This window comes from Massilia sp. Root133 (assembly GCF_001426525.1).
GTDB classification, from domain to species: domain Bacteria; phylum Pseudomonadota; class Gammaproteobacteria; order Burkholderiales; family Burkholderiaceae_D; genus Telluria; species Telluria orientalis.
Genome location: NZ_LMEW01000018.1, coordinates 1 through 19,448 on the forward strand (window position 1 = coordinate 1; position 19,448 = coordinate 19,448).

Annotated in this window: 17 protein-coding genes and 1 other RNA gene; 13 read left to right on the forward strand and 5 right to left on the reverse strand. The window is 63.8% G+C overall.

The window, feature by feature from the left end; genetic code table 11:
• Positions 1–120 precede the first annotated feature (120 nt).
• The 5 genes from ssrA to ompA all read right to left on the reverse strand — a co-directional run bounded on the left by ssrA (position 121) and on the right by ompA (position 3,662).
• Positions 121–479: a transfer-messenger RNA gene (gene ssrA / locus ASD28_RS31155) on the reverse strand.
• Between the two features lie 108 nt (positions 480–587).
• Entirely contained in the window at positions 588–1,178 is a 591-nt protein-coding gene (locus tag ASD28_RS15360; protein ID WP_056129528.1) for a glycine zipper 2TM domain-containing protein, read from the reverse strand.
• Between the two features lie 245 nt (positions 1,179–1,423).
• Positions 1,424–2,122 (reverse strand): HAD family hydrolase, encoded by a 699-nt coding sequence (locus tag ASD28_RS15365; RefSeq protein WP_056129531.1) that lies wholly within the window; start codon positions 2,120–2,122, stop codon positions 1,424–1,426.
• A 10-nt stretch (positions 2,123–2,132) separates the two neighbouring features.
• Positions 2,133–2,840: a bifunctional 2-polyprenyl-6-hydroxyphenol methylase/3-demethylubiquinol 3-O-methyltransferase UbiG gene (ubiG, locus tag ASD28_RS15370; protein WP_056129533.1), complete on the reverse strand. Its 708-nt coding sequence runs from the start codon at positions 2,838–2,840 to the stop codon at positions 2,133–2,135.
• 108 nt (positions 2,841–2,948) lie between these two features.
• Entirely contained in the window at positions 2,949–3,662 is a 714-nt protein-coding gene (ompA, locus tag ASD28_RS15375; RefSeq protein WP_056129543.1) for an outer membrane protein OmpA, read from the reverse strand.
• A 395-nt stretch (positions 3,663–4,057) separates the two neighbouring features.
• On the opposite strand from ompA, the gene gyrA reads away from it, so the two are divergent.
• The 13 genes from gyrA to ASD28_RS15440 all read left to right on the forward strand — a co-directional run bounded on the left by gyrA (position 4,058) and on the right by ASD28_RS15440 (position 19,446).
• A complete protein-coding gene (gene gyrA / locus ASD28_RS15380; RefSeq protein WP_056129545.1) occupies positions 4,058–6,673 on the forward strand; it encodes a DNA gyrase subunit A in 2,616 nt (871 codons plus the stop codon).
• Positions 6,674–6,952: 279 nt separating this feature from the next.
• The gene (locus ASD28_RS15385) at positions 6,953–7,504 is read left to right on the forward strand and encodes a DUF2059 domain-containing protein (RefSeq protein WP_056129547.1); all 552 of its coding nucleotides are present in this window, start codon (positions 6,953–6,955) and stop codon (positions 7,502–7,504) included.
• Between the two features lie 10 nt (positions 7,505–7,514).
• Positions 7,515–8,603 (forward strand): 3-phosphoserine/phosphohydroxythreonine transaminase, encoded by a 1,089-nt coding sequence (gene serC, locus ASD28_RS15390; protein ID WP_056129549.1) that lies wholly within the window; start codon positions 7,515–7,517, stop codon positions 8,601–8,603.
• 155 nt (positions 8,604–8,758) lie between these two features.
• Positions 8,759–9,829, forward strand: coding sequence for a prephenate dehydratase (gene pheA, locus ASD28_RS15395; protein ID WP_056129552.1), 1,071 nt, complete (start codon positions 8,759–8,761; stop codon positions 9,827–9,829).
• Between the two features lie 29 nt (positions 9,830–9,858).
• Positions 9,859–10,962, forward strand: a complete 1,104-nt coding sequence (hisC, locus tag ASD28_RS15400; RefSeq protein ID WP_056129555.1) for a histidinol-phosphate transaminase — start codon at positions 9,859–9,861, stop codon at positions 10,960–10,962.
• Entirely contained in the window at positions 10,962–11,870 is a 909-nt protein-coding gene (locus tag ASD28_RS15405) for a prephenate dehydrogenase/arogenate dehydrogenase family protein (RefSeq protein WP_200948999.1), read from the forward strand. Before hisC ends, ASD28_RS15405 begins: the two co-directional genes overlap by 1 nt.
• On the forward strand, positions 11,867–13,198 hold the full coding sequence (aroA, locus tag ASD28_RS15410) for a 3-phosphoshikimate 1-carboxyvinyltransferase (RefSeq protein WP_056129557.1): 1,332 nt from the start codon (positions 11,867–11,869) through the stop codon (positions 13,196–13,198). Before ASD28_RS15405 ends, aroA begins: the two co-directional genes overlap by 4 nt.
• Positions 13,199–13,226: 28 nt before the next feature.
• Entirely contained in the window at positions 13,227–13,889 is a 663-nt protein-coding gene (gene cmk / locus ASD28_RS15415) for a (d)CMP kinase (RefSeq protein WP_056129560.1), read from the forward strand.
• Between the two features lie 259 nt (positions 13,890–14,148).
• Positions 14,149–15,855, forward strand: a complete 1,707-nt coding sequence (gene rpsA, locus ASD28_RS15420; protein WP_082577547.1) for a 30S ribosomal protein S1 — start codon at positions 14,149–14,151, stop codon at positions 15,853–15,855.
• A gap of 28 nt (positions 15,856–15,883) precedes the next feature.
• A complete protein-coding gene (locus ASD28_RS15425; RefSeq protein WP_036237327.1) occupies positions 15,884–16,189 on the forward strand; it encodes an integration host factor subunit beta in 306 nt (101 codons plus the stop codon).
• 361 nt (positions 16,190–16,550) lie between these two features.
• Positions 16,551–16,856: a lipopolysaccharide assembly LapA domain-containing protein gene (locus ASD28_RS15430; protein ID WP_056129565.1), complete on the forward strand. Its 306-nt coding sequence runs from the start codon at positions 16,551–16,553 to the stop codon at positions 16,854–16,856.
• Between the two features lie 30 nt (positions 16,857–16,886).
• On the forward strand, positions 16,887–18,062 hold the full coding sequence (lapB, locus tag ASD28_RS15435) for a lipopolysaccharide assembly protein LapB (RefSeq protein ID WP_056129567.1): 1,176 nt from the start codon (positions 16,887–16,889) through the stop codon (positions 18,060–18,062).
• A gap of 13 nt (positions 18,063–18,075) precedes the next feature.
• Positions 18,076–19,446 carry a UDP-glucose/GDP-mannose dehydrogenase family protein gene (locus tag ASD28_RS15440; protein ID WP_056129570.1) on the forward strand — a complete coding sequence of 457 codons (1,371 nt, stop codon included), beginning with the start codon at positions 18,076–18,078 and terminating at the stop codon, positions 19,444–19,446.
• Positions 19,447–19,448: the final 2 nt, after the last annotated feature.

The following is a 19,448-nucleotide window of genomic DNA, read 5'->3' on the forward strand; positions in this document are numbered from 1 at the left end:
CAAGTATTGCTGAACTACAGAGAGCTTGAACCGCTCATCGTACTTCGTCATGAAAAAACCCCAAAAGTTGGTGTCCAACTTTTGGGGTTCAGTTCACGGCGGGGCTTTTATTTTGAATACTGGTGGAGGCGGAGGGAATCGAACCCTCGTCCGCAAGCACTCTACAGACAGTTCTACATACTTAGCACTGTCTTTTAATTTAACCTGGCTGACGGGGACGTGCACCCTGCAACCAAGCGAGTTACCTAAAGTTTCGGAAGCAACCAGGTAACCCGGTTGAATCCTAGCCTCTGTAAATGACTCTACTTGCCTTGCGGCACACCCCAGAGGCGAGGTGGTGTAGAGCTAGCAGCGATTAGGCTGCGAGTGCGTACGAGTTATCGTTTGCAGTTATTGATTTCTGGATGTATTTACGAGGTAACCAGTCCTCGGTATGCCCTGTTCTGCTTTGCAACCCACGTCGAAGCCAGGTCGCCCCCAGATAGGAATGCTCATTGTACCGCAATCGGCCTCTGAGCGGAGAGCCCTGTCGTGCCCTCACACCCGATATGGGTGCGAGGTGCGGAGTATCAAGGGCTGAGGTGGAATTAACGGCCCTGGTTCTGGTTGGCGATCTGGTTGCCCAGCATGCCGCCGCCAATCATGCCGGCGACCGTCGCCAGTTTGCGGCCATTGCCGCTGCCCACCTGGTTGCCCAGCAGGCCGCCCACGACGGCGCCCGTGCCGATGGCGACGTAGTTCGGTTGTGCCGGCTGCGGAGCCGGACGGGGTGCCGGTTCACGATACAACGGCGCATCGTTCTGGGCGTAGCTCGAGTGGTGCGTCGTGTGGCGCGGGGCCGGTTTCGCCGGAACTTCCTTGATGATCGTTTCCTTGATCACCGTCGGTGCCGGGGCCGGCTGGGCGCTCGCGACGGCCGGCTGTGCATAGGCGCCCTGGACCGGTTGCAGGCCTTGCGGTGCCGTGGCATCCGCAGCCATCGGCAGGGCCGGTGCGGCCGCCGGGGCAGCGGCGTAGGCCGGGTTTACCTGGGTCGGGGCAGCCTCGGGAGCGCTGTGCGAGCTCGGCAGGAGGCCGGTGATCGCGGCCGTGCCGGCGAGGCTGACGACGATGACGGACACTGCCGCAGCTGCAACCAGCGGGTGGATACGGGAGGTGGCGGTTTTGATCGTTTCCATTTTTTCTGCTCCTGAGACGTTGTTGTCGTATGGCTGTAGATTACCCAGAGGCATTGTCGAGAGATAGACGTATCCCTGTATCAATCGTAAAGATATGTAAATGACGAGTTGACCGATCGGGATCGCGATCTAACGAAGACGAAGACGAGAGCGCAACATCTGCAACTAACCGACGGGCGGCCCCGAGAAAAAACCGGGCCGCCAGGGCAGAAGGCGGCCAGGATGAAGCAATGATGAAAGCCGGATCAGGCAGTCGTTACCGCAGCGCCCGCCAGCTCGCGCAGCATGTCCAGCAGGTGGCGCGGCGTGTCCAGTTGGTAATGAGCACCCCACGTCGCCGGATCGATGGAACCGCAATAGCCCCAGTTGCAGGCCACGGTGACCATGCCGGCCGCGCGGCCTGCTTCGATGTCGCGCTGGTCGTCGCCCACGTACCAGCAGTGAGTCGGGTCGATGTCCAGGCGGCGCGCCGCTTCCAGCAGCGGGGCGGGGTGGGGTTTGGCGTGCGGCGTCGTGTCGCCCGAGATCACGCAGCCGGCGTGCGCCAGGCCGATCAGCGGGACGAGCGGGTCCGTGAAACGGGCCGGCTTGTTGGTGACGATGCCCCAGGCCATGCCGGATGCCGTGAGACCGTCCAGCAGGTCGGGCACGCCGTCGAACAGGGTGCTGTGCACGGCCATGTTGGACTGGTAGCGTTCGAACCATTCGAGACGCATCTCCTCATAGCCGTCGTCCCCCGGTGCCAGGCCGAAGGCGGCGCCGATCATGCCGCGGGCGCCGGCCGATGCGGTCGGGCGGAGGATGGCGTATGGCGTCGGTTCCAGGCCGCGCTCCGTACGCATCCAGTTGACGGCGGCCGCGAGGTCGGGCGCAGTGTCGGCCAGGGTGCCGTCGAGGTCGAACAGGACGGCGCGCGGCGCGGACAGGGAGGAAGAAAAGGTCATGTGTCGATACTTAGAGCGGCTTACTGCAGGCAACCATGTAGTTGACGTCGGTGTCCTGGTTCAGCGAGTAGATCTTGGTCAGCGGGTTGTAGGTCAGGCCTTTCAAGCCGTCGACGATGAGGCCGGCGTCGCGCACGAAGTTCGACAACTCGGCCGGCGTGATGAATTTGGCGTAATCGTGGGTGCCGCGCGGCAGCATGCGCAGCACGTATTCCGCGCCGACGACGGCGAACAGATACGATTTGACGTTGCGGTTCAGCGTGGAAAAGAACACGCGGCCGCCCGGTTTGACGAGGGCCGCGGCGGCGCGCACGATGGAAGCCGGGTCCGGGACGTGCTCGAGCATCTCCATGCAGGTGACGACGTCGAACTGGCCCGGCTCTTCCGCGGCCATGTCCTCGGCCGCGATCAGTTTATAGCGCACCTCCACGCCCGATTCCAGGCTGTGCAGGTCGGCCACCTTCAGTGCCTTTTTCGACAGGTCGATGCCCGTGACCTTGGCACCCTTGCGCGCCATGGATTCGGCCAGGATGCCGCCGCCGCAGCCGATGTCGATGACGTTCTTGCCAGCCAGCGGCACGCGCGCGTTGATCCATTCCAGGCGCAACGGGTTGATGTCGTGCAGCGGACGGAATTCGGACGTCGGGTCCCACCAGCGGTGGGCCAGTTCACTGAACTTCTGGATCTCTAAGGGATCGGCATTGGTCGTCGTAGTCATAGGACGGAATGATAGCGGAAATGGGTAGTCGGCACGGATGGGATCGTGAAAAAAACCGGGCCATAAAAAAACCCCGCCGCAGCGGGGTTGTTCAGGCGTTAAGCCGGATTACTGCTTGTTGCCGCGGGTACCGACGACTTCGATTTCCACGCGGCGGTTCTTCGCGCGGCCGGCGGCGGTCTTGTTGTCGGCGACCGGCTGCTTCTCGCCTTTGCCTTCGGTGTAGACGCGGTTCGATTCGACGCCCTTGCTCTGCAGATAGGCCTTGACGGCTTCGGCGCGGCGGACGGACAGCTTCTGGTTGTACTCATCGGTGCCGACCGAGTCGGTGTGGCCGACGGCGATGATGACTTCCAGGTTGATGTCTTTCAGCTTCGAGACCAGGTCGTCCAGCGACGCTTTGCCGGCCGGCTTCAGGACGGCCTTGTCGAAGTCGAAGAACGCGTCAGCCGAGTAGCTCACTTTTTCCGAGGTCGGGACAGGAACCGGTGCCGGGGCCGGAGCCGGGGTGGCAGGTGCCGGAGCAGCGACCGGCGGCGGCGGCGGAGCGACGCACTTGCCGTTTTCCAGGCGCTCGGGTTCCACGCACAGCGGTGCGTCGCAGCCCGGGACCGCGTCGGCCGGGGTCCAGTAGCCCGTGCGCCAGCACAGGCCGAAAGGATTGCGGGCGATGACGCCACGGGCATCCTGCACGTAAGCGCTGTACGGCGTCGGCGCCTTGATATCGGTGGTCAGCGGCGCATACGGAGGCGCACTTTGCGCGGATGCGCTGCCCGCCATCGCGGCCGTAGCTGCGAATACGAGGGTTGCCAATTTGTTCATATTTTTTCTTCCTTTCGGTAAAATCTTCTAGCGGCGAAACTGCCCCAGGGCAATAAGACGTGAGCATAATATTAACACTCGAGACAGCACGTCAGTTCCGCATTGTGAAACAAGCAATTAACGTCTCGGCCATTTTGCCACATACGCCACATCCGCACGACCGACCGGCGACCAATTGCCGTGCATGCTATTTGTCGCGTTGTTTCTGCGCAACAAGGTGTCGGGAGTCGCACGCAAGCTTGACGAATGTTTATGACAGGCATGTGTCAAAGGGCTAATTGTGCCAGTTTGCTATCCCGGCCGCTTGCCGCTGAAATAGGTGATTGCTAGGGCTGCCGTGGTAAAATCATGGGCTTGGAATATCACTTATCAGCCTGAAGGCGCCGACCCGCACAATGGATCAATTCGCAAAAGAAACAGTTCCAATTTCCCTGGAAGAAGAGATGCGCAAGAGCTACCTCGATTACGCCATGAGCGTGATCGTGGGCCGTGCTCTGCCGGACGTGCGCGACGGCTTGAAGCCCGTGCACCGCCGCGTGCTCTACGCGATGCACGAGATGAACAACGTGTGGAACCGTCCTTACCTGAAGTGCGCGCGCGTGGTCGGCGACACGATGGGTAAGTACCACCCGCACGGCGACGCGTCGATCTACGACACCCTGGTCCGCATGGCCCAGGACTTCTCGCTGCGCTACACGCTCGTGGACGGGCAGGGCAACTTCGGCTCGATCGACGGCGACTCCGCCGCGGCGATGCGTTACACCGAGTGCCGCCTGGACAAGATCTCGAACGAGCTGCTGGCCGACATCGACAAGGACACCGTCGACTTCCAGCCGAACTATGACGGCAAGGAAAAAGAGCCGACCGTCCTCCCGACGAAGATCCCGAACCTGCTGATCAACGGTTCGTCCGGTATCGCGGTCGGCATGGCGACGAACATCCCGCCGCACAACCTGTCCGAAGTGATCAGCGGCGCCATGCACGTGCTGCGGAACCCGGACTGCACGATCGACGAGCTGATCGAGCTGATCCCGGCGCCGGACTTCCCGACGGCCGGCATCATCTACGGCGTCTCGGGCGTGCGCGACGGCTATCGCACGGGCCGCGGCCGCGTCGTGATGCGCGCCAAGACGCACTTCGAGGAATACGGCAAGGACGGCGGCCGCATCGCGATCATCGTCGACGAGCTGCCGTACCAGGTCAACAAGAAATCGCTGCTGGAGCGCATCGCCGAAAACGTGCGCGACAAGAAGCTGGAAGGCATTTCCGACATCCGCGACGAGTCCGACAAATCGGGCATGCGCGTCGTCATCGAGCTCAAGCGCGGCGAAGTGCCGGAAGTCGTGCTGAACAACCTGTACAAGCAGACCCAGCTGCAGGACACGTTCGGCATGAACATGGTGGCCCTCGTCAACGGCCAGCCGAAGCTGCTGAACCTGAAGCAGATGCTGGAGTGCTTCCTGTCGCACCGCCGCGAAGTGGTCACGCGCCGCACCGTGTTCGAGCTGCGCAAGGCACGCGAACGCGGCCACATGCTGGAAGGCCTCGCGGTCGCGCTGGCGAATATCGACGACTTCATCGCGATCATCAAGGCCGCGCCGACGCCGCCGGTCGCGAAGACGGAACTGATGTCGCGCGCATGGGATTCGTCCCTCGTGCGCGAAATGCTGTCGCGCACCGAACTCGGCGCATCCGGCGGCATCGAGGCGTTCCGTCCCGAGCACCTGCCAAAGCACTACGGCATGCAGCAGGATGGCCTCTATAAGCTGTCGGACGAGCAGGCCCAGGAAATCCTGCAGATGCGCCTGCAGCGCCTGACCGGCCTGGAGCAGGACAAGATCGTCAACGAGTACAAGGAAGTGATGCTGCACATCGCCGACCTGCTCGACATCCTGGCCCGTCCGGAGCGCGTCACGAGCATCATCGTCGACGAGATGGCGCAGATCAAATCGGACTACGCGGACAACGGCAAGGACACCCGCCGTTCCGCCATCGAGCACAATGCGTCCGACCTGGAAACGGAAGACCTGATCACGCCGCAGGACATGGTCGTGACCCTGTCGCACACGGGCTACATGAAGTCGCAGCCGATTTCCGAATACCGCGCGCAGAAGCGCGGCGGCCGCGGCAAGCAGGCGATGGCGACGAAGGACGAGGACTGGATCGACCAGCTGTTCATCGCGAACACGCACGACTACATGCTGTGCTTCAGCAACCGCGGCCGGATGTACTGGCTGAAGGTGTGGGAAGTGCCGCAGGGTTCGCGCAACTCGCGCGGCAAGCCGATCGTGAACATGTTCCCGCTGCAGGATGGCGAGAAGATCACCGTGATCCTGCCGCTGTCGGGCGAAAACTCGACGTTCCCGGAAGACCACTACGTGTTCATGTCGACGAGCCTCGGCACCGTCAAGAAGACGCCGCTGCGCGACTTCAGCAATCCGCGCAAGGCCGGCATCATCGCGGTCGACCTGGACGACGGCGACTTCCTGATCGGCGCCGCGCTCACGGACGGCAAGCACGACGTGATGCTGTTCTCGGACGCCGGCAAGGCCGTGCGCTTCGACGAGAACGACGTGCGTCCGATGGGCCGTACGGCGCGCGGCGTGCGCGGCATGAACCTGGAAGAGGGCCAGAACGTGATCGCGCTGCTGGTCGCCGAGAACGAGCAGCAGTCCGTGCTGACCGCGACGGAAAACGGCTTCGGCAAGCGCACCCCGATCACGGAGTACACGCGCCACGGCCGCGGCACGAAGGGCATGATTGCGATCCAGACGTCCGAGCGTAACGGCAAGGTCGTCGCCGCGACGCTGGTCGAAGAGACGGACGAGATCATGCTGATCACGACCGGCGGCGTGCTGATCCGGACTCGCGTGGCCGAGATCCGCGAGATGGGCCGCGCCACCCAGGGCGTGACCCTGATCGCGGTGGAAGACGGCACCAAGCTGTCCGGCCTGCAGCGCGTGGTCGAGACCGACCTCGAGGAAACGGAACTGGAGCCGGCGCCGGAATAAGCCGGCCTGCTCAGCCAAAAGCCGCCCTGATGCTCGCATCTCGGCGGCTTTTTTTCGCCCCCGGCATGATGATGACCGTCGTTCCCGCGCAGGCGGGAACCCAATTTCGAGCAGCCTGGATGCAAAACCTGGGCGCCCGCCTCCGCGGGGGCGACGTGTCATATGCCGTCGAAATGGGGCCTGTTGAGGATTTTTTGCAAGTTTCGTGCGAAAATCGAGGAACCCGCATTGTCATGCCGGGATTGCAAGCCCCCGCACCAGCCATCATCAAGGACATCCGTGAAGAAATCTCTCGTCGCCATCGCCTCCGCCCTCGTCATTTGCTCTCCTGCCGCGTTCGCCGCGACGCCGGTGCCGTCAGCCGATCCGGCCGTCGTCGCCGCCACCAAGCAGATGCTGGCGTCGATGAAGATCCGCGACGTGATGCAGGCGTCGCTGAAGCAGGCGGACCAGCAGATGCCGACCCAGATCGCCGCGTCGATGAATGCGATGATCGACAGCGACGCCACGCTGTCCGCGGAGAAGAAGGCCGACGCGCACAAGAAGCTGCAGGAAGCGCTGCCCACGCTGACCGCGCAGATGCACGGCGTATTCAGCGACCCGACCCTCGTCGACGACATGCTGGCGGAAATGGTGCCGCTGTACGCCGAGACCTATACGCTGGACGAGATCCGCCAGCTCTCCGCGTTCTACGCGTCGCCGCTGGGCCAGAAGATGCTGGCGAACATGCCGACGCTGATGACCCGCAGCATGGAGATCAGCAACCGCGTGATGATGCCGCGCGTGCAGAAAATGATGGCGCAGAGCGCGCAAAGCATCGTCGGCAAGTAAGGAGCGGACGATGACTCAGGTGTACAACTTCTCCGCCGGCCCGGCCGTCCTGCCGAAAGAAGTGCTGCGCCAGGCAGCCGACGAGATGCTCGACTGGCACGGCAGCGGCATGTCCGTGATGGAGATGAGCCATCGCGGCCCCGAATTCATTTCGATCGCCAAGCAGGCCGAAGCCGATTTCCGCGAACTGCTGGGCGTGCCGGACAATTACAAGGTCCTGTTCCTGCAGGGCGGTGGCCTCGGCCAGAACGCCATCATCCCGATGAACATGGTGGGCCGCAAACCGCAGCCGGCGACCATCGATTTCGTCCACACGGGTTCGTGGTCCGGCAAGTCGATCAAGGAAGCGAAGCGCTATGCGAACGTGAACGTGGCGGCGTCGGGCGAGGCGAGCCGCTTCACGACCGTGCCGCCGCAGGAGACGTGGCAGCTGAGCGCCGACGCGGCTTACCTGCACCTGTGCACGAACGAGACCATCGACGGCGTCGAGATCGGTTACGTGCCGACGGTGCAGGGCGATACGCCGCTCGTCGTGGACATGTCCTCGCACATCCTGTCGCGCCAGGTCGACGTGTCGAAGTACGGCGTGATCTTCGCCGGCGCGCAAAAGAACATCGGTCCGGCGGGCCTGACGATCACGATCGTGCGCGAGGACCTGCTCGACCACGCCTTGCCGATCTGCCCGGGCGTGTTCAACTGGCGCGCGGTGGCGGAGGCGGAGTCGATGCTGAACACGCCGCCGACGTACGGCATCTATATCGCGGGCCTCGTGTTCGCGCATCTGAAAAAACAGGGCGGCGTGGCCGAGATGGAACGCCGCAACATCGAAAAAGCGCGCCTGCTGTACGCGGCGCTGGACGCCGACGACTTCTACCAGAATCGTGTGGCGCCCGAATATCGCTCGCGCATGAACGTACCGTTCTACCTGCGCGATGAATCACTGAACGAACAATTCCTGGCCGGCGCCAAAGCGCGCGGCCTGCTGCAACTGAAGGGCCACAAGTCCGTCGGCGGTATGCGGGCATCGATCTACAACGCGATGCCGATCGAGGGTGTGCAAGCCCTGGTCGATTATTTGAACGAGTTCGCGGGGCGCTGAGTCGCCGCATCCTCGTCGTTCCCGCGCAGGCGGGAACCCATGCTGAGCGTACCCTTGTCGGCAACGTGGCGATGCCCATGCCGCGACTTCGGGTAATCAGCATGGATCCCCGCGTCCGCGGGGATGACGGGCGAACCGAAACCCATGAGCAGACGATGACAGACAAACTCAAACCCCTGCGCGAACAGATCGATGCGATCGACGCGCAAATCCTCGAACTCCTTTCACGCCGCGGCAGGGTCGCGCAGGAAGTCGGCCACGTGAAGGCCGAGACCAACGCCCCCGTGTTCCGCCCCGAGCGCGAAGCGCAGGTGCTGCGCGGCGTCGCCGAGCGCAATCCCGGTCCGCTGAAGAACCAGGACGTGCAGACCATCTTCCGCGAGATCATGTCGTCCTGCCGCGCGCTGGAAAAGCGCGTGACGGTCGCCTTCCTCGGTCCCACCGGCACGTTCAGCGAACAGGCCGTGTTCCAGCAGTTCGGCAGCGCCGTCGAAGGCCTGCCGTGCGTGTCGATCGACGAAGTTTTCCGCGCCACCGAGGCCGGCACCGCCGACTATGGCGTCGTCCCGGTCGAGAACTCGTCCGAGGGCGCCATCAACCGCACGCTCGACCTGATGCTCGCGACGACGACGATCATCAGCGGCGAAGTCTCGATCCCCGTGCACCACAGCCTCATGACGAAGACGGGCAGCATGGACGGCGTGAAGGTCGTGTGCGCGCATTCGCAGGCGCTGGCCCAGTGCCAGGTGTGGCTCAACCTGCATCACCCCGGCATCGAGCGCCGCGCCGTCGCGTCGAACGCGGAAGCGGCCGTGCTGGCGAGCCAGGATCCGACCATCGCCGCGATCGCGAGCGAGATGGCGGGCGAACAGTACAAGCTGGGCGTCGTCCAGGCGCACATCCAGGACGACCCGCACAACCGCACGCGCTTCCTGATCATCGGCAGCCAGGCCACGGGCCCGTCCGGCAAGGACCGCACGTCGATCGTGCTGGCCGTGCCGAACAAGGCCGGCGCCGTCTACAGCCTGCTCGCGCCGCTCGCGAAGCACGGCGTGTCGATGACGCGTTTCGAATCGCGTCCCGCGCGCATCGGCACGTGGGAGTACTACTTCTACGTCGACGTCGAAGGCCACATCGCCGATGCCGCCGTCGGCCGCGCGCTCGAAGAGCTCAAGGACAACGCCGCCTTCTTCAAGGTATTGGGATCCTATCCCGTCGGCCTCTGAATCATTCACACTACAGCCAAGAGAATCCCATGTCGCAATTCGGTCCCGATTACGTCCGCGCCATCGCCCCTTACCAGGCCGGCAAACCCATTTCCGAAGTCGCCCGCGAGTTCGGCCTCGATGAAGCCAGTATCGTCAAACTGGCGTCCAACGAAAACCCGTTCGGCATCCCCGAGTCGGCCAAGGCCGCGATGGCCGCCGCCGCCGCGGAACTCGGTCGCTACCCGGACGCCAACGGCTTCGAGCTGAAGGCCGCGCTGGCCAAGCGCTACGACGTGCCGGCCGACTGGATCACGCTCGGCAACGGCTCCAATGACATCCTCGAGATCGCCGCGCACGCGTTCGTGCAAAAGGGCCAGGCCGTCGTCTATGCGCAGTATTCGTTCGCCGTGTACGCGCTGGCCACGCAGGGCGTGGGCGCGCGCGGCATCGTCGTGCCGGCCAGGAACTACGGCCACGACCTCGATGCGATGGCGGCCGCGATCGATGCGGACACCCGTCTCGTCTACATCGCCAACCCGAACAACCCGACCGGCACGTTCATCTCCGCACCCGAGATCGAGGCGTTCCTGGCCAAGGTGCCGGCGTCCGTCGTCGTCGTGCTGGACGAGGCCTATAACGAATACCTCGAGCAGAAGGACCAGTTCGAATCGACGCAGTGGGTCCGCAAATACCCGAACCTGATCGTCTCGCGCACGTTCTCGAAAGCGTATGGCCTCGCGGGCCTGCGCGTCGGTTTCGCCATCGCGCAGCCGGCCGTGACGGACCTGATGAACCGCATCCGCCAGCCGTTCAACGTGAATTCGCTCGCGCAGGCGGCCGCCATCGCGGCGCTGAACGATAAAGAATTCCTGCGCAAGGGTGCCGAGAACAACCGCGCCGGCTACCGGCAGTTGACCGCGGCGTTCGATGAGCTCAAGCTCGAGTACGTCCCGTCCTACGGCAACTTCGTGCTCGTGAAAGTGGGCGACGACGACGGCGCCGGCGCGCGCGTGAACCTCGCGCTGCTGAAGCAGGGCGTGATCGTGCGTCCGGTCGGCGCGTACGGCCTGCCGCAATGGCTGCGCATCTCGATCGGCCTGCCGGAAGAGAATGCCCGCTTCGTCGAAGCCCTTGAAAAGGCTCTCGGCTGATGTTGACGAAAGTCGTCATCGTCGGCGTCGGCCTGATCGGCGGCTCGTTCGCGCTGGGCCTGAAGGCGGCCGGCGCCGCGGGCCACATCGTGGGGCTGGGACGCTCCGCGCAGGCGCTGGCGCGTGCGCGCGAGCTCGGGATCATCGACGAAGCCGCGACGTCACCGCAAGAAGCCATGCGTGGCGCAGATCTCGTGCTGCTGGCGGCGCCCGTCGCGCAGACGGGAGCGATTCTCGCGTCGCTGCTGCCGCACCTGGAGCCGCAGACGATCGTCACGGACGCGGGCAGCACCAAGTCCGACGTGGTGGCGGCCGCACGTGCCGCGCTGGGCGATCGCGTCCACCAGTTCGTGCCGGGGCACCCGATCGCGGGCCGTGAATCGAACGGTCCGGATGCGGCGATCCCCGACCTGTACCGCGGCAAGAAGACCGTGCTCGCGCCGCTGCCGGAAAATGCCGCGGAAGCCGTCGAGAAAGTGGCCGCCGCGTGGCGCACGTGCGGCGCCATCATCCACATGCTCACGCCGCAGGAGCACGACAAGGTGTTCGCCGCGGTCAGCCACCTGCCGCACCTCCTCGCGTACGCGCTCGTCGACGACATCGCCAACAAGCCGCACGCGGACCTGCTGTTCCAGTACGCCGCCAGCGGCTTCCGCGACTTCACCCGCATCGCGGGCTCGTCGCCGGAAATGTGGCGCGACATCAGCCTCGCGAACCGCGACGCGCTGCTCGGCGAACTGGACGCCTATCTCGCTCAATTGACTCACCTTCGCGCGCGGCTCGCCGCCAGTGACGGACCCGCGCTGGAGGCGACCTACGCCAACGCCCAGCGCGCCCGCCGCGCGTGGACCGAAGCGATCGAAGCCGCGGAAAAACCGCCGGCGCCCGATCAGGAATCTGGAAAATGACCCAAGCTAAAATCTATCCCCAGCACATCGACCTCGAACCCGTGATGCGCGTGCAGGGCACCGTACGCCTGCCCGGCTCGAAGAGCATCTCGAACCGCACGTTGCTGCTGGCCGCACTGTCCGAAGGCACGACGACCATCCACGACCTGCTCGCGTCGGACGACACGTCCGTCATGCTGGACGCCCTCAGGAAGCTCGGCATCCAGTGGGAGCAGGTCGACGAGCGCACGCACGTCGTGCATGGCGCTGCCGGCCGCCTGCCCGTCGGCCAGGCCGACCTGTTCATGGGGAATGCGGGCACCGCGATCCGCCCGCTGACGGCGGCGCTGGCCGTGATCGGCGGCGACTACACGCTGCACGGCGTCGAGCGCATGCACGAGCGTCCGATCGGCGACCTGGTCGACGCGCTGAACGCCGTCGGCGCCAACATCGAATACACGGGCAATCCGGGCTATCCGCCGCTGCACATCCGCGCGGGCAAGGTCCAGCCGGACCGCATCGCCGTGCGCGGCAACGTGTCGAGCCAGTTCCTGACTGCGCTGCTCATGGCCGCGCCGCTGATGGCGGTCGACAAGCCGGTCACGATCGAGGTGGTGGGCGAGCTCATTTCGAAGCCGTACATCGAGATCACGCTGAACCTGATGCGCCGCTTCGGCGTGACGGTCGGCCAGGACGGCTGGGCGTCGTTCACCGTGCAGCCGGGCCAGACGTACCAGAGTCCGGGCAGCATCCACGTCGAAGGCGATGCGTCGTCGGCGTCGTACTTCCTGGCCGCGGGCGCCATCGCCGGCGGTCCGGTGCGCGTGGAAGGCGTGGGCAAGGACTCCATCCAGGGCGACGTGCGCTTCGCCGACGCGCTGGAGCAGATGGGCGCGACGATCACGAAGGGCGACAACTGGATCGAGGCGAAGTCGAACGGCGTGCTGAAAGCGATCGACGCGGACTTCAACCACATCCCGGACGCCGCGATGACGATCGCCGTCGCCGCGCTGTACGCGGACGGCACGAGCACGCTGCGCAACATCGCCAGCTGGCGCGTGAAGGAAACCGACCGCCTGGCCGCAATGGCGACGGAGCTGCGCAAGGTCGGCGCGACGGTGGAAGAGGGCCCGGACTACATCCGCGTGACGCCGCCCGACACGCTGTCGCATGCGACGATCGACACCTATGACGACCACCGTATGGCGATGTGCTTCTCGCTGGCATCGCTGGATGGCGCGGCGCGGCGCGGCAACGCGATGCGCATCAATGATCCGAAGTGCGTGGCCAAGACGTTCCCGGACTACTTCGAAACGTTTTCCGGAATCGCGCAAGACACATTATCCTGATGGGATAACTGGTAACCACACACACTACATGCCGAACTCGAATATTCCCGTCATTACGATTGACGGCCCGACCGCCTCGGGCAAGGGCACGGTGGCCCACAAGGTCGCCGACCGCCTGGGCTTCCACCTGCTGGATTCCGGCGCCCTGTATCGCCTGACCGCATTGTCCGCACTGCGCCGCGGCACCGACCTGCGCGACGAGCACGCGCTCGCCAAGGTCGCCGAACACCTGCCCGTCCGCTTCAACGGCGGCCATATCTACCTCGGCACGGAAGAGGTGAGCAACGCGATCCGCCAGGAAGAAGTCGGCAATACCGCGTCGAAGATCGCGGCGCTGCCGGCCGTGCGCCAGGCGTTATACGGCTTGCAACTGAGCTTCCGCGAAACGCCCGGCCTCGTGGCCGACGGCCGCGACATGGGCACCGTGATCTTTCCCGGCGCCCAGCTGAAGGTGTTCCTGACCGCAAGTGTTGAGGCACGTGCGCAACGCCGGTATAAGCAATTGATTGACAAAGGATTTTCTGCTAATATGGACGATCTGCTGGCGGATTTGCAGACCCGCGACGCGCGCGATACCCAGCGCGCCGTGGCCCCGCTGGTGCCGGCTGAAGGGGCGCACATCCTCGATACCTCGCAGATGACGGCGGACGAAGCCGTCGAACAGGTGCTCGCCTGGTATGCGCACCCCTAAGAATGAACCTCGCAAAACCGTAGCGAGCGGCAGCACCGTTGTCCGAGAAGCGCAGCTGTACGAGAGTACAGTGAGCATCGCAGGGCGACGGGGCAACGCGCAGTAGGTTTGGCGAGGTTCTAACAAGAATTTATCCCTGATGTTGTAGGGACTGCCGTGAGAACGGCGTTTATAGGTGCCCGGGGTGTCCCGGGTGTGGTTCAACTTGACCCAGTTCAGATCGCATATAGCCGATCTGCTGGCTAACATCTCAAAACTTATGGCTACTGCAGCAAATCAAGATACCGGTATGGAAAGCTTCGCAGCACTCTTCGAAGAGTCGCTGGCGCGTCAAGACATGCGTTCGGGCGAAGTCATCTCCGCCGAAGTCGTGCGTCTGGATCACAACTTCGTGATCGTCAACGCCGGCCTGAAATCGGAAGCTTTCATCCCCATCGAAGAATTCAAGAATGACCAGGGCGAACTGGAAGTCAACGTGGGTGACTTCGTTTCCGTGGCCATCGAATCGCTGGAAAATGGTTTCGGCGATACCATCCTGTCGCGCGACAAGGCCAAGCGCCTGGCATCGTGGCTGGCTCTGGAAAAAGCAATGGAATCGGGCGAGATCGTCACCGGTACCGTGAACGGCAAAGTCAAGGGCGGCCTGACCGTCCTGACCAACGGCATCCGCGCATTCCTGCCGGGTTCGCTGGTCGACACCCGTCCGGTCAAGGACACGACCCCGTTCGAAGGCAAGACCCTGGAATTCAAGGTCATCAAGCTGGACCGCAAGCGTAACAACGTCGTGCTGTCGCGTCGCGCCGTCATCGAAGCATCGATGGGCGAAGAGCGTGCGAAGCTGATGGAAACGCTCAAGGAAGGCACCGTCGTCACCGGCGTCGTCAAGAACATCACCGACTACGGTGCGTTCGTCGACCTGGGCGGCATCGACGGCCTGCTGCACATCACCGACCTGGCATGGCGTCGTGTGCGTCACCCGTCGGAAGTCCTGTCGGTTGGTCAAGAGATCACCGCTAAGGTCCTCAAGTACGATCAGGAAAAGAACCGCGTCTCGCTGGGCGTCAAGCAACTGGGCGACGATCCGTGGACCGGCCTGTCGCGTCGCTACCCGCAAGGCACCCGCCTGTTCGGCAAGGTCACGAACCTGACCGACTACGGTGCGTTCGTGGAAGTCGAGCAGGGCATCGAAGGCCTGGTGCACGTCTCGGAAATGGACTGGACCAACAAGAACGTGGCGCCGAACAAGGTTGTCCAGCTGGGCGACGAAGTCGAAGTCATGGTCCTGGAAATCGACGAAGAGCGTCGTCGTATCTCGCTGGGCATGAAGCAGTGCAAGGCGAATCCGTGGGACGACTTCGGCATGACCCACAAGAAGGGCGACAAGGTCAAAGGTCTGATCAAGTCGATCACCGACTTCGGCGTGTTCATCGGCCTGCCGGGCAACATCGACGGCCTGGTGCACCTGTCCGACCTGTCGTGGACGGAAGCCGGCGAAGAAGCGGTCCGCCGCTTCAAGAAGGGTGACGAGCTGGAAGCCGTCGTCCTGGCGATCGACGTCGAGCGCGAGCGTGTCTCGCTGGGCGTCAAGCAGCTGGAAGGCGACCCGTTCAACAACTTCGCTTCGCTGAACGACAAGGGCACCCTGGTCACCGGCACCGTGAAGTCGGTCGAGCCGAAAGGCGCCGTGATCGCCCTGAACGAGGAAGTCGAAGGCTACCTGCGCGCTTCGGAAATCGCCCGCGACCGCGTGGAAGATGCCGGCACCCACCTGAAAGTGGGCGACAAGGTCGAAGCCCTGGTCATCAACATCGACCGCAAGGCACGCAGCATCCAGCTGTCGATCAAGGCCAAGGACAACGCCGACACCCAGGAAGCCATGCAGAAGCTGGCTTCGGACAACAGCGCAGCAACCGGCACCACCTCGCTGGGCGCCCTGCTGAAGGCCAAGTTCGATAACAAGAACTAAGCAAAGGTTACAACCTTAGAGTGAGCAGATGACCAAGTCCGAGCTGATCAACCGCCTGGCCGAGCGCTATTCTCAGCTGGTGGCAAAAGACGCCGAGTTCGCCGTCAAGACCATCCTCGATGCGATGACCAATGCTCTCGCGAGCGGCCAGCGCATCGAGATCCGGGGTTTCGGCAGCTTTGCCCTGAACAGCCGGCCGCCCCGCATCGGCCGCAACCCGAAGTCCGGCGACAAAGTGATGGTGCCCGAAAAACGGGTACCCCACTTCAAACCGGGCAAGCAGTTGCGCGAGCGGGTGGATGCGATGGTCGGGCAACCGATCATCGAAGACTGATCCGTCTGCGACAGACTCACGAAACGGCGTCCCTCGGGGCGCCGTTTTTTATTTCTCAAATTCGGGGTCAGAGCACTTTTTCGATCAATTTACTGATGAACAATCGCAACGCACGGGCGTCGCGCGCATCAGCAACCACAGACGATAGTTGCTACCGGACTCACGAGAAATTTGCTGCAGAGATAATGGCCTGAAAAGTGCTCTGACCCCGAATTTCCCTAAAAATGAGCTCTGACCCCGAATCGTGCAACCCACGTATAATCACGCCGCACGCGAGCAACGGCCGGGCCGGCCGTTCTAGGAATATCGTTTCAAATATGCGACACTGCGCCTTTGCCGTCTTACCTCTCGGGACCTGCTGATGAAACTCGTCTCCACCATCGTCGGATGCCTGCTGTTCGTCCTGTTCTTCAGTTTTGCCCTGAAGAACACGCATCAGGTCGACCTGCATTTCTTCCTGAATTACGAGGTGCGGGGTCCGCTGGTGCTGATGCTGCTCGCGTTTTTCATCGCCGGCGCCTTCCTCGGCATCCTGGCCGTGACGCCGACCGTGTTCCGGCACCGGCGCGAAAGCTCGCAGCACAAGCACACGATCCAGGCCCTGCAGAGCGCGGCCGGTACCGCCGCCAATGCGCCGCAGCCGGACAGCGTCGCGCCGCGCGCCTGAACGTTATTCAGTAATCAATAAGAACAACATATGGAATTTGAAATCTGGTGGCTGCTCGGCATCCCCGTCTTTTTTGCCCTCGGCTGGATCGCCGCCCGCGTCGATATCAAGCAGCTCGTCTCCGAATCGCGCAGCCTCCCGCGCGGCTATTTCAAGGGCCTGAATTTCCTCCTCAACGAACAGCCGGACAAGGCCATCGACGCGTTCATCGAGATCGTCAAGCTCGATCCGGAAACCGCCGACATGCATTTCGCGCTGGGTAACCTGTTCCGCCGCCGCGGTGAGACGGAGCGCGCGATCCGCGTCCACCAGAACCTGCTGTCGCGTCCCGACCTGCCGATCGAGCAGCAGGTGCACGCGCAGTACGAACTCGGCATGGACTACCTGAAGGCGGGCCTGCTGGACCGCGCCGAAGAGACGTTCAACCTGCTCGTCGACACGCAGTACGGCGTGCAGGCCCGCCGTGCGCTGCTGGAGATCTTCCAGCGCGAAAAGGAGTGGCGCCGCGCGATCGCCGCCGCCGAGGGCCTGATGGAATCCGGCGCCGGCGCGCACCACAAGGAAATCGCGCAGTTCTATTGCGAGCTGGCGCAGGACGCCCTCGTGCACATGCAGTCCGAGGAAGCGAAGGCGCTGCTGGACAAGGCGCTGCAGGCCGACCGCAAGAACGTGCGCGCGACGATGCTGTGCGGCGATGCGCTCAAGGCCGAAGGCGACATCGAGGGCGCGCTGAAGACGTGGCGCCGCGTGGAGCAGCAAAGCGTGCCGCACGTGGCCCTCGTCGCCGCGCGCCTGATGGATGGCTACCGCGCCGTCGGCCGCCCGCAGGAAGGCGTCAACCTGCTGCGCTCCTACCTGGAAGAAGCGTCGTCGATTGATCTGATCGAGGTCGTCTTCAAGGCCGTCATTGAACTCAACGGCGTGGAGGCTGCCAAACAGCTGGTGGTGGAAGAGCTGCGCCGCAATCCGACCCTGCTCGGTCTCGACAAGCTGCTGGAAGCGCGCCTGATGGATGCGCCGGCGAACGTGTGGGAAGAGCTGTCGATGGTGAAGAACCTGGTGCACGGTTACACGCAGAAGCTGGCGCGCTACCAGTGCAGCCATTGTGGTTTCAAGGCGCGTCAGTATTACTGGCAATGCCCGGGGTGCAGCAAGTGGGAGACCTACCCGCCGCGCCGTACCGAAGAACTGAACGTGATGAACTAAGCTAAAGCGAACCATGAAGATTACGATTATCGGCACCGGCTACGTCGGCCTCGTGACCGGCGCCTGCCTGGCGGAACTCGGCAACGACGTCTTTTGCCTCGACGTCGACCAACGCAAGATCGACCTGCTGAACAACGGCGGCATCCCGATCCACGAACCGGGCCTGGAAGAAGTCGTCGCGCGCAACCGCGCCAGCGGCCGCCTGCAGTTCTCGACCGACGTCGCCGCCAGCGTTGCGCATGGCCAGCTCCAGTTCATCGCCGTCGGCACCCCGCCGGACGAAGACGGTTCCGCCGACCTGCAGTACGTGCTGGCCGCCGCCCGCAACATCGGCCGCCACATGGATGGCTACAAGGTCATCGTCGACAAGTCCACGGTGCCCGTCGGCACGGCCGACCGCGTCGCCGCCGCCGTGCGCGAAGAGCTGCGTGCGCGTGGTGAAGAAAGCATGGAATTCGCCGTCGTCTCGAACCCGGAATTCCTGAAGGAAGGCGCCGCCGTCGACGACTTCATGCGTCCCGACCGCATCGTCATCGGCCACGACGACAGCCCCGCGGGCCAGCGTGCGCGCGACCTCATGAAGCTGCTGTACGCCCCGTTCAACCGCAACCACGAACGCGTTTACTGGATGGACGTGCGCTCGGCCGAATTCACGAAGTACGCGGCCAACGCGATGCTCGCGACCCGCATCTCGTTCATGAACGAACTGGCGAACCTCGCCGACCAGGTGGGCGCCGATATCGAAGCCGTCCGCCACGGCATCGGCTCCGACCCGCGCATCGGCCACAGCTTCCTGTACGCGGGCGCCGGCTACGGCGGCTCGTGCTTCCCGAAGGACGTGCAGGCGCTCGAGCGCACCGCGCGCCAGTACGACCAGGAACTGCTGATCCTGCGCGCCGTGGAAGCCGTCAACGACCGCCAGAAGCAGGTGCTGGGCCGCAAGGTCGTGCAGCGCTTCGGCGACGACCTGACGGGCATGACATTCGCCGTCTGGGGCCTCGCGTTCAAGCCGAACACGGACGACATGCGCGAAGCGCCGTCGCGCGTGCTGCTGAAGGAATTGATCGAGCGGGGCGCCAGCGTCGCCGTGCACGATCCGGTCGCGATGGAAGAAGCGCAGCGCGTGCTGGCGCTGGACCTCTCCGAAGCGCAACTCGCGCGCGTCGATTTCAAGAAGACGCCGATGGAAGCGCTGGACGGCGCCGAAGCCCTGGTGATCGTCACCGAATGGAAGGCGTTCCGCAGCCCGGACTTCGAGCAGATCAAGGCGCGCCTGAAGCACCCGGTGATCATCGACGGCCGCAACCTGTTCGAGCCGCCGCTGATGACGGGCCTGGGCATCGAGTACCACGGCATCGGCCGTTCGGTCCTGACGGGCAAGTGAGG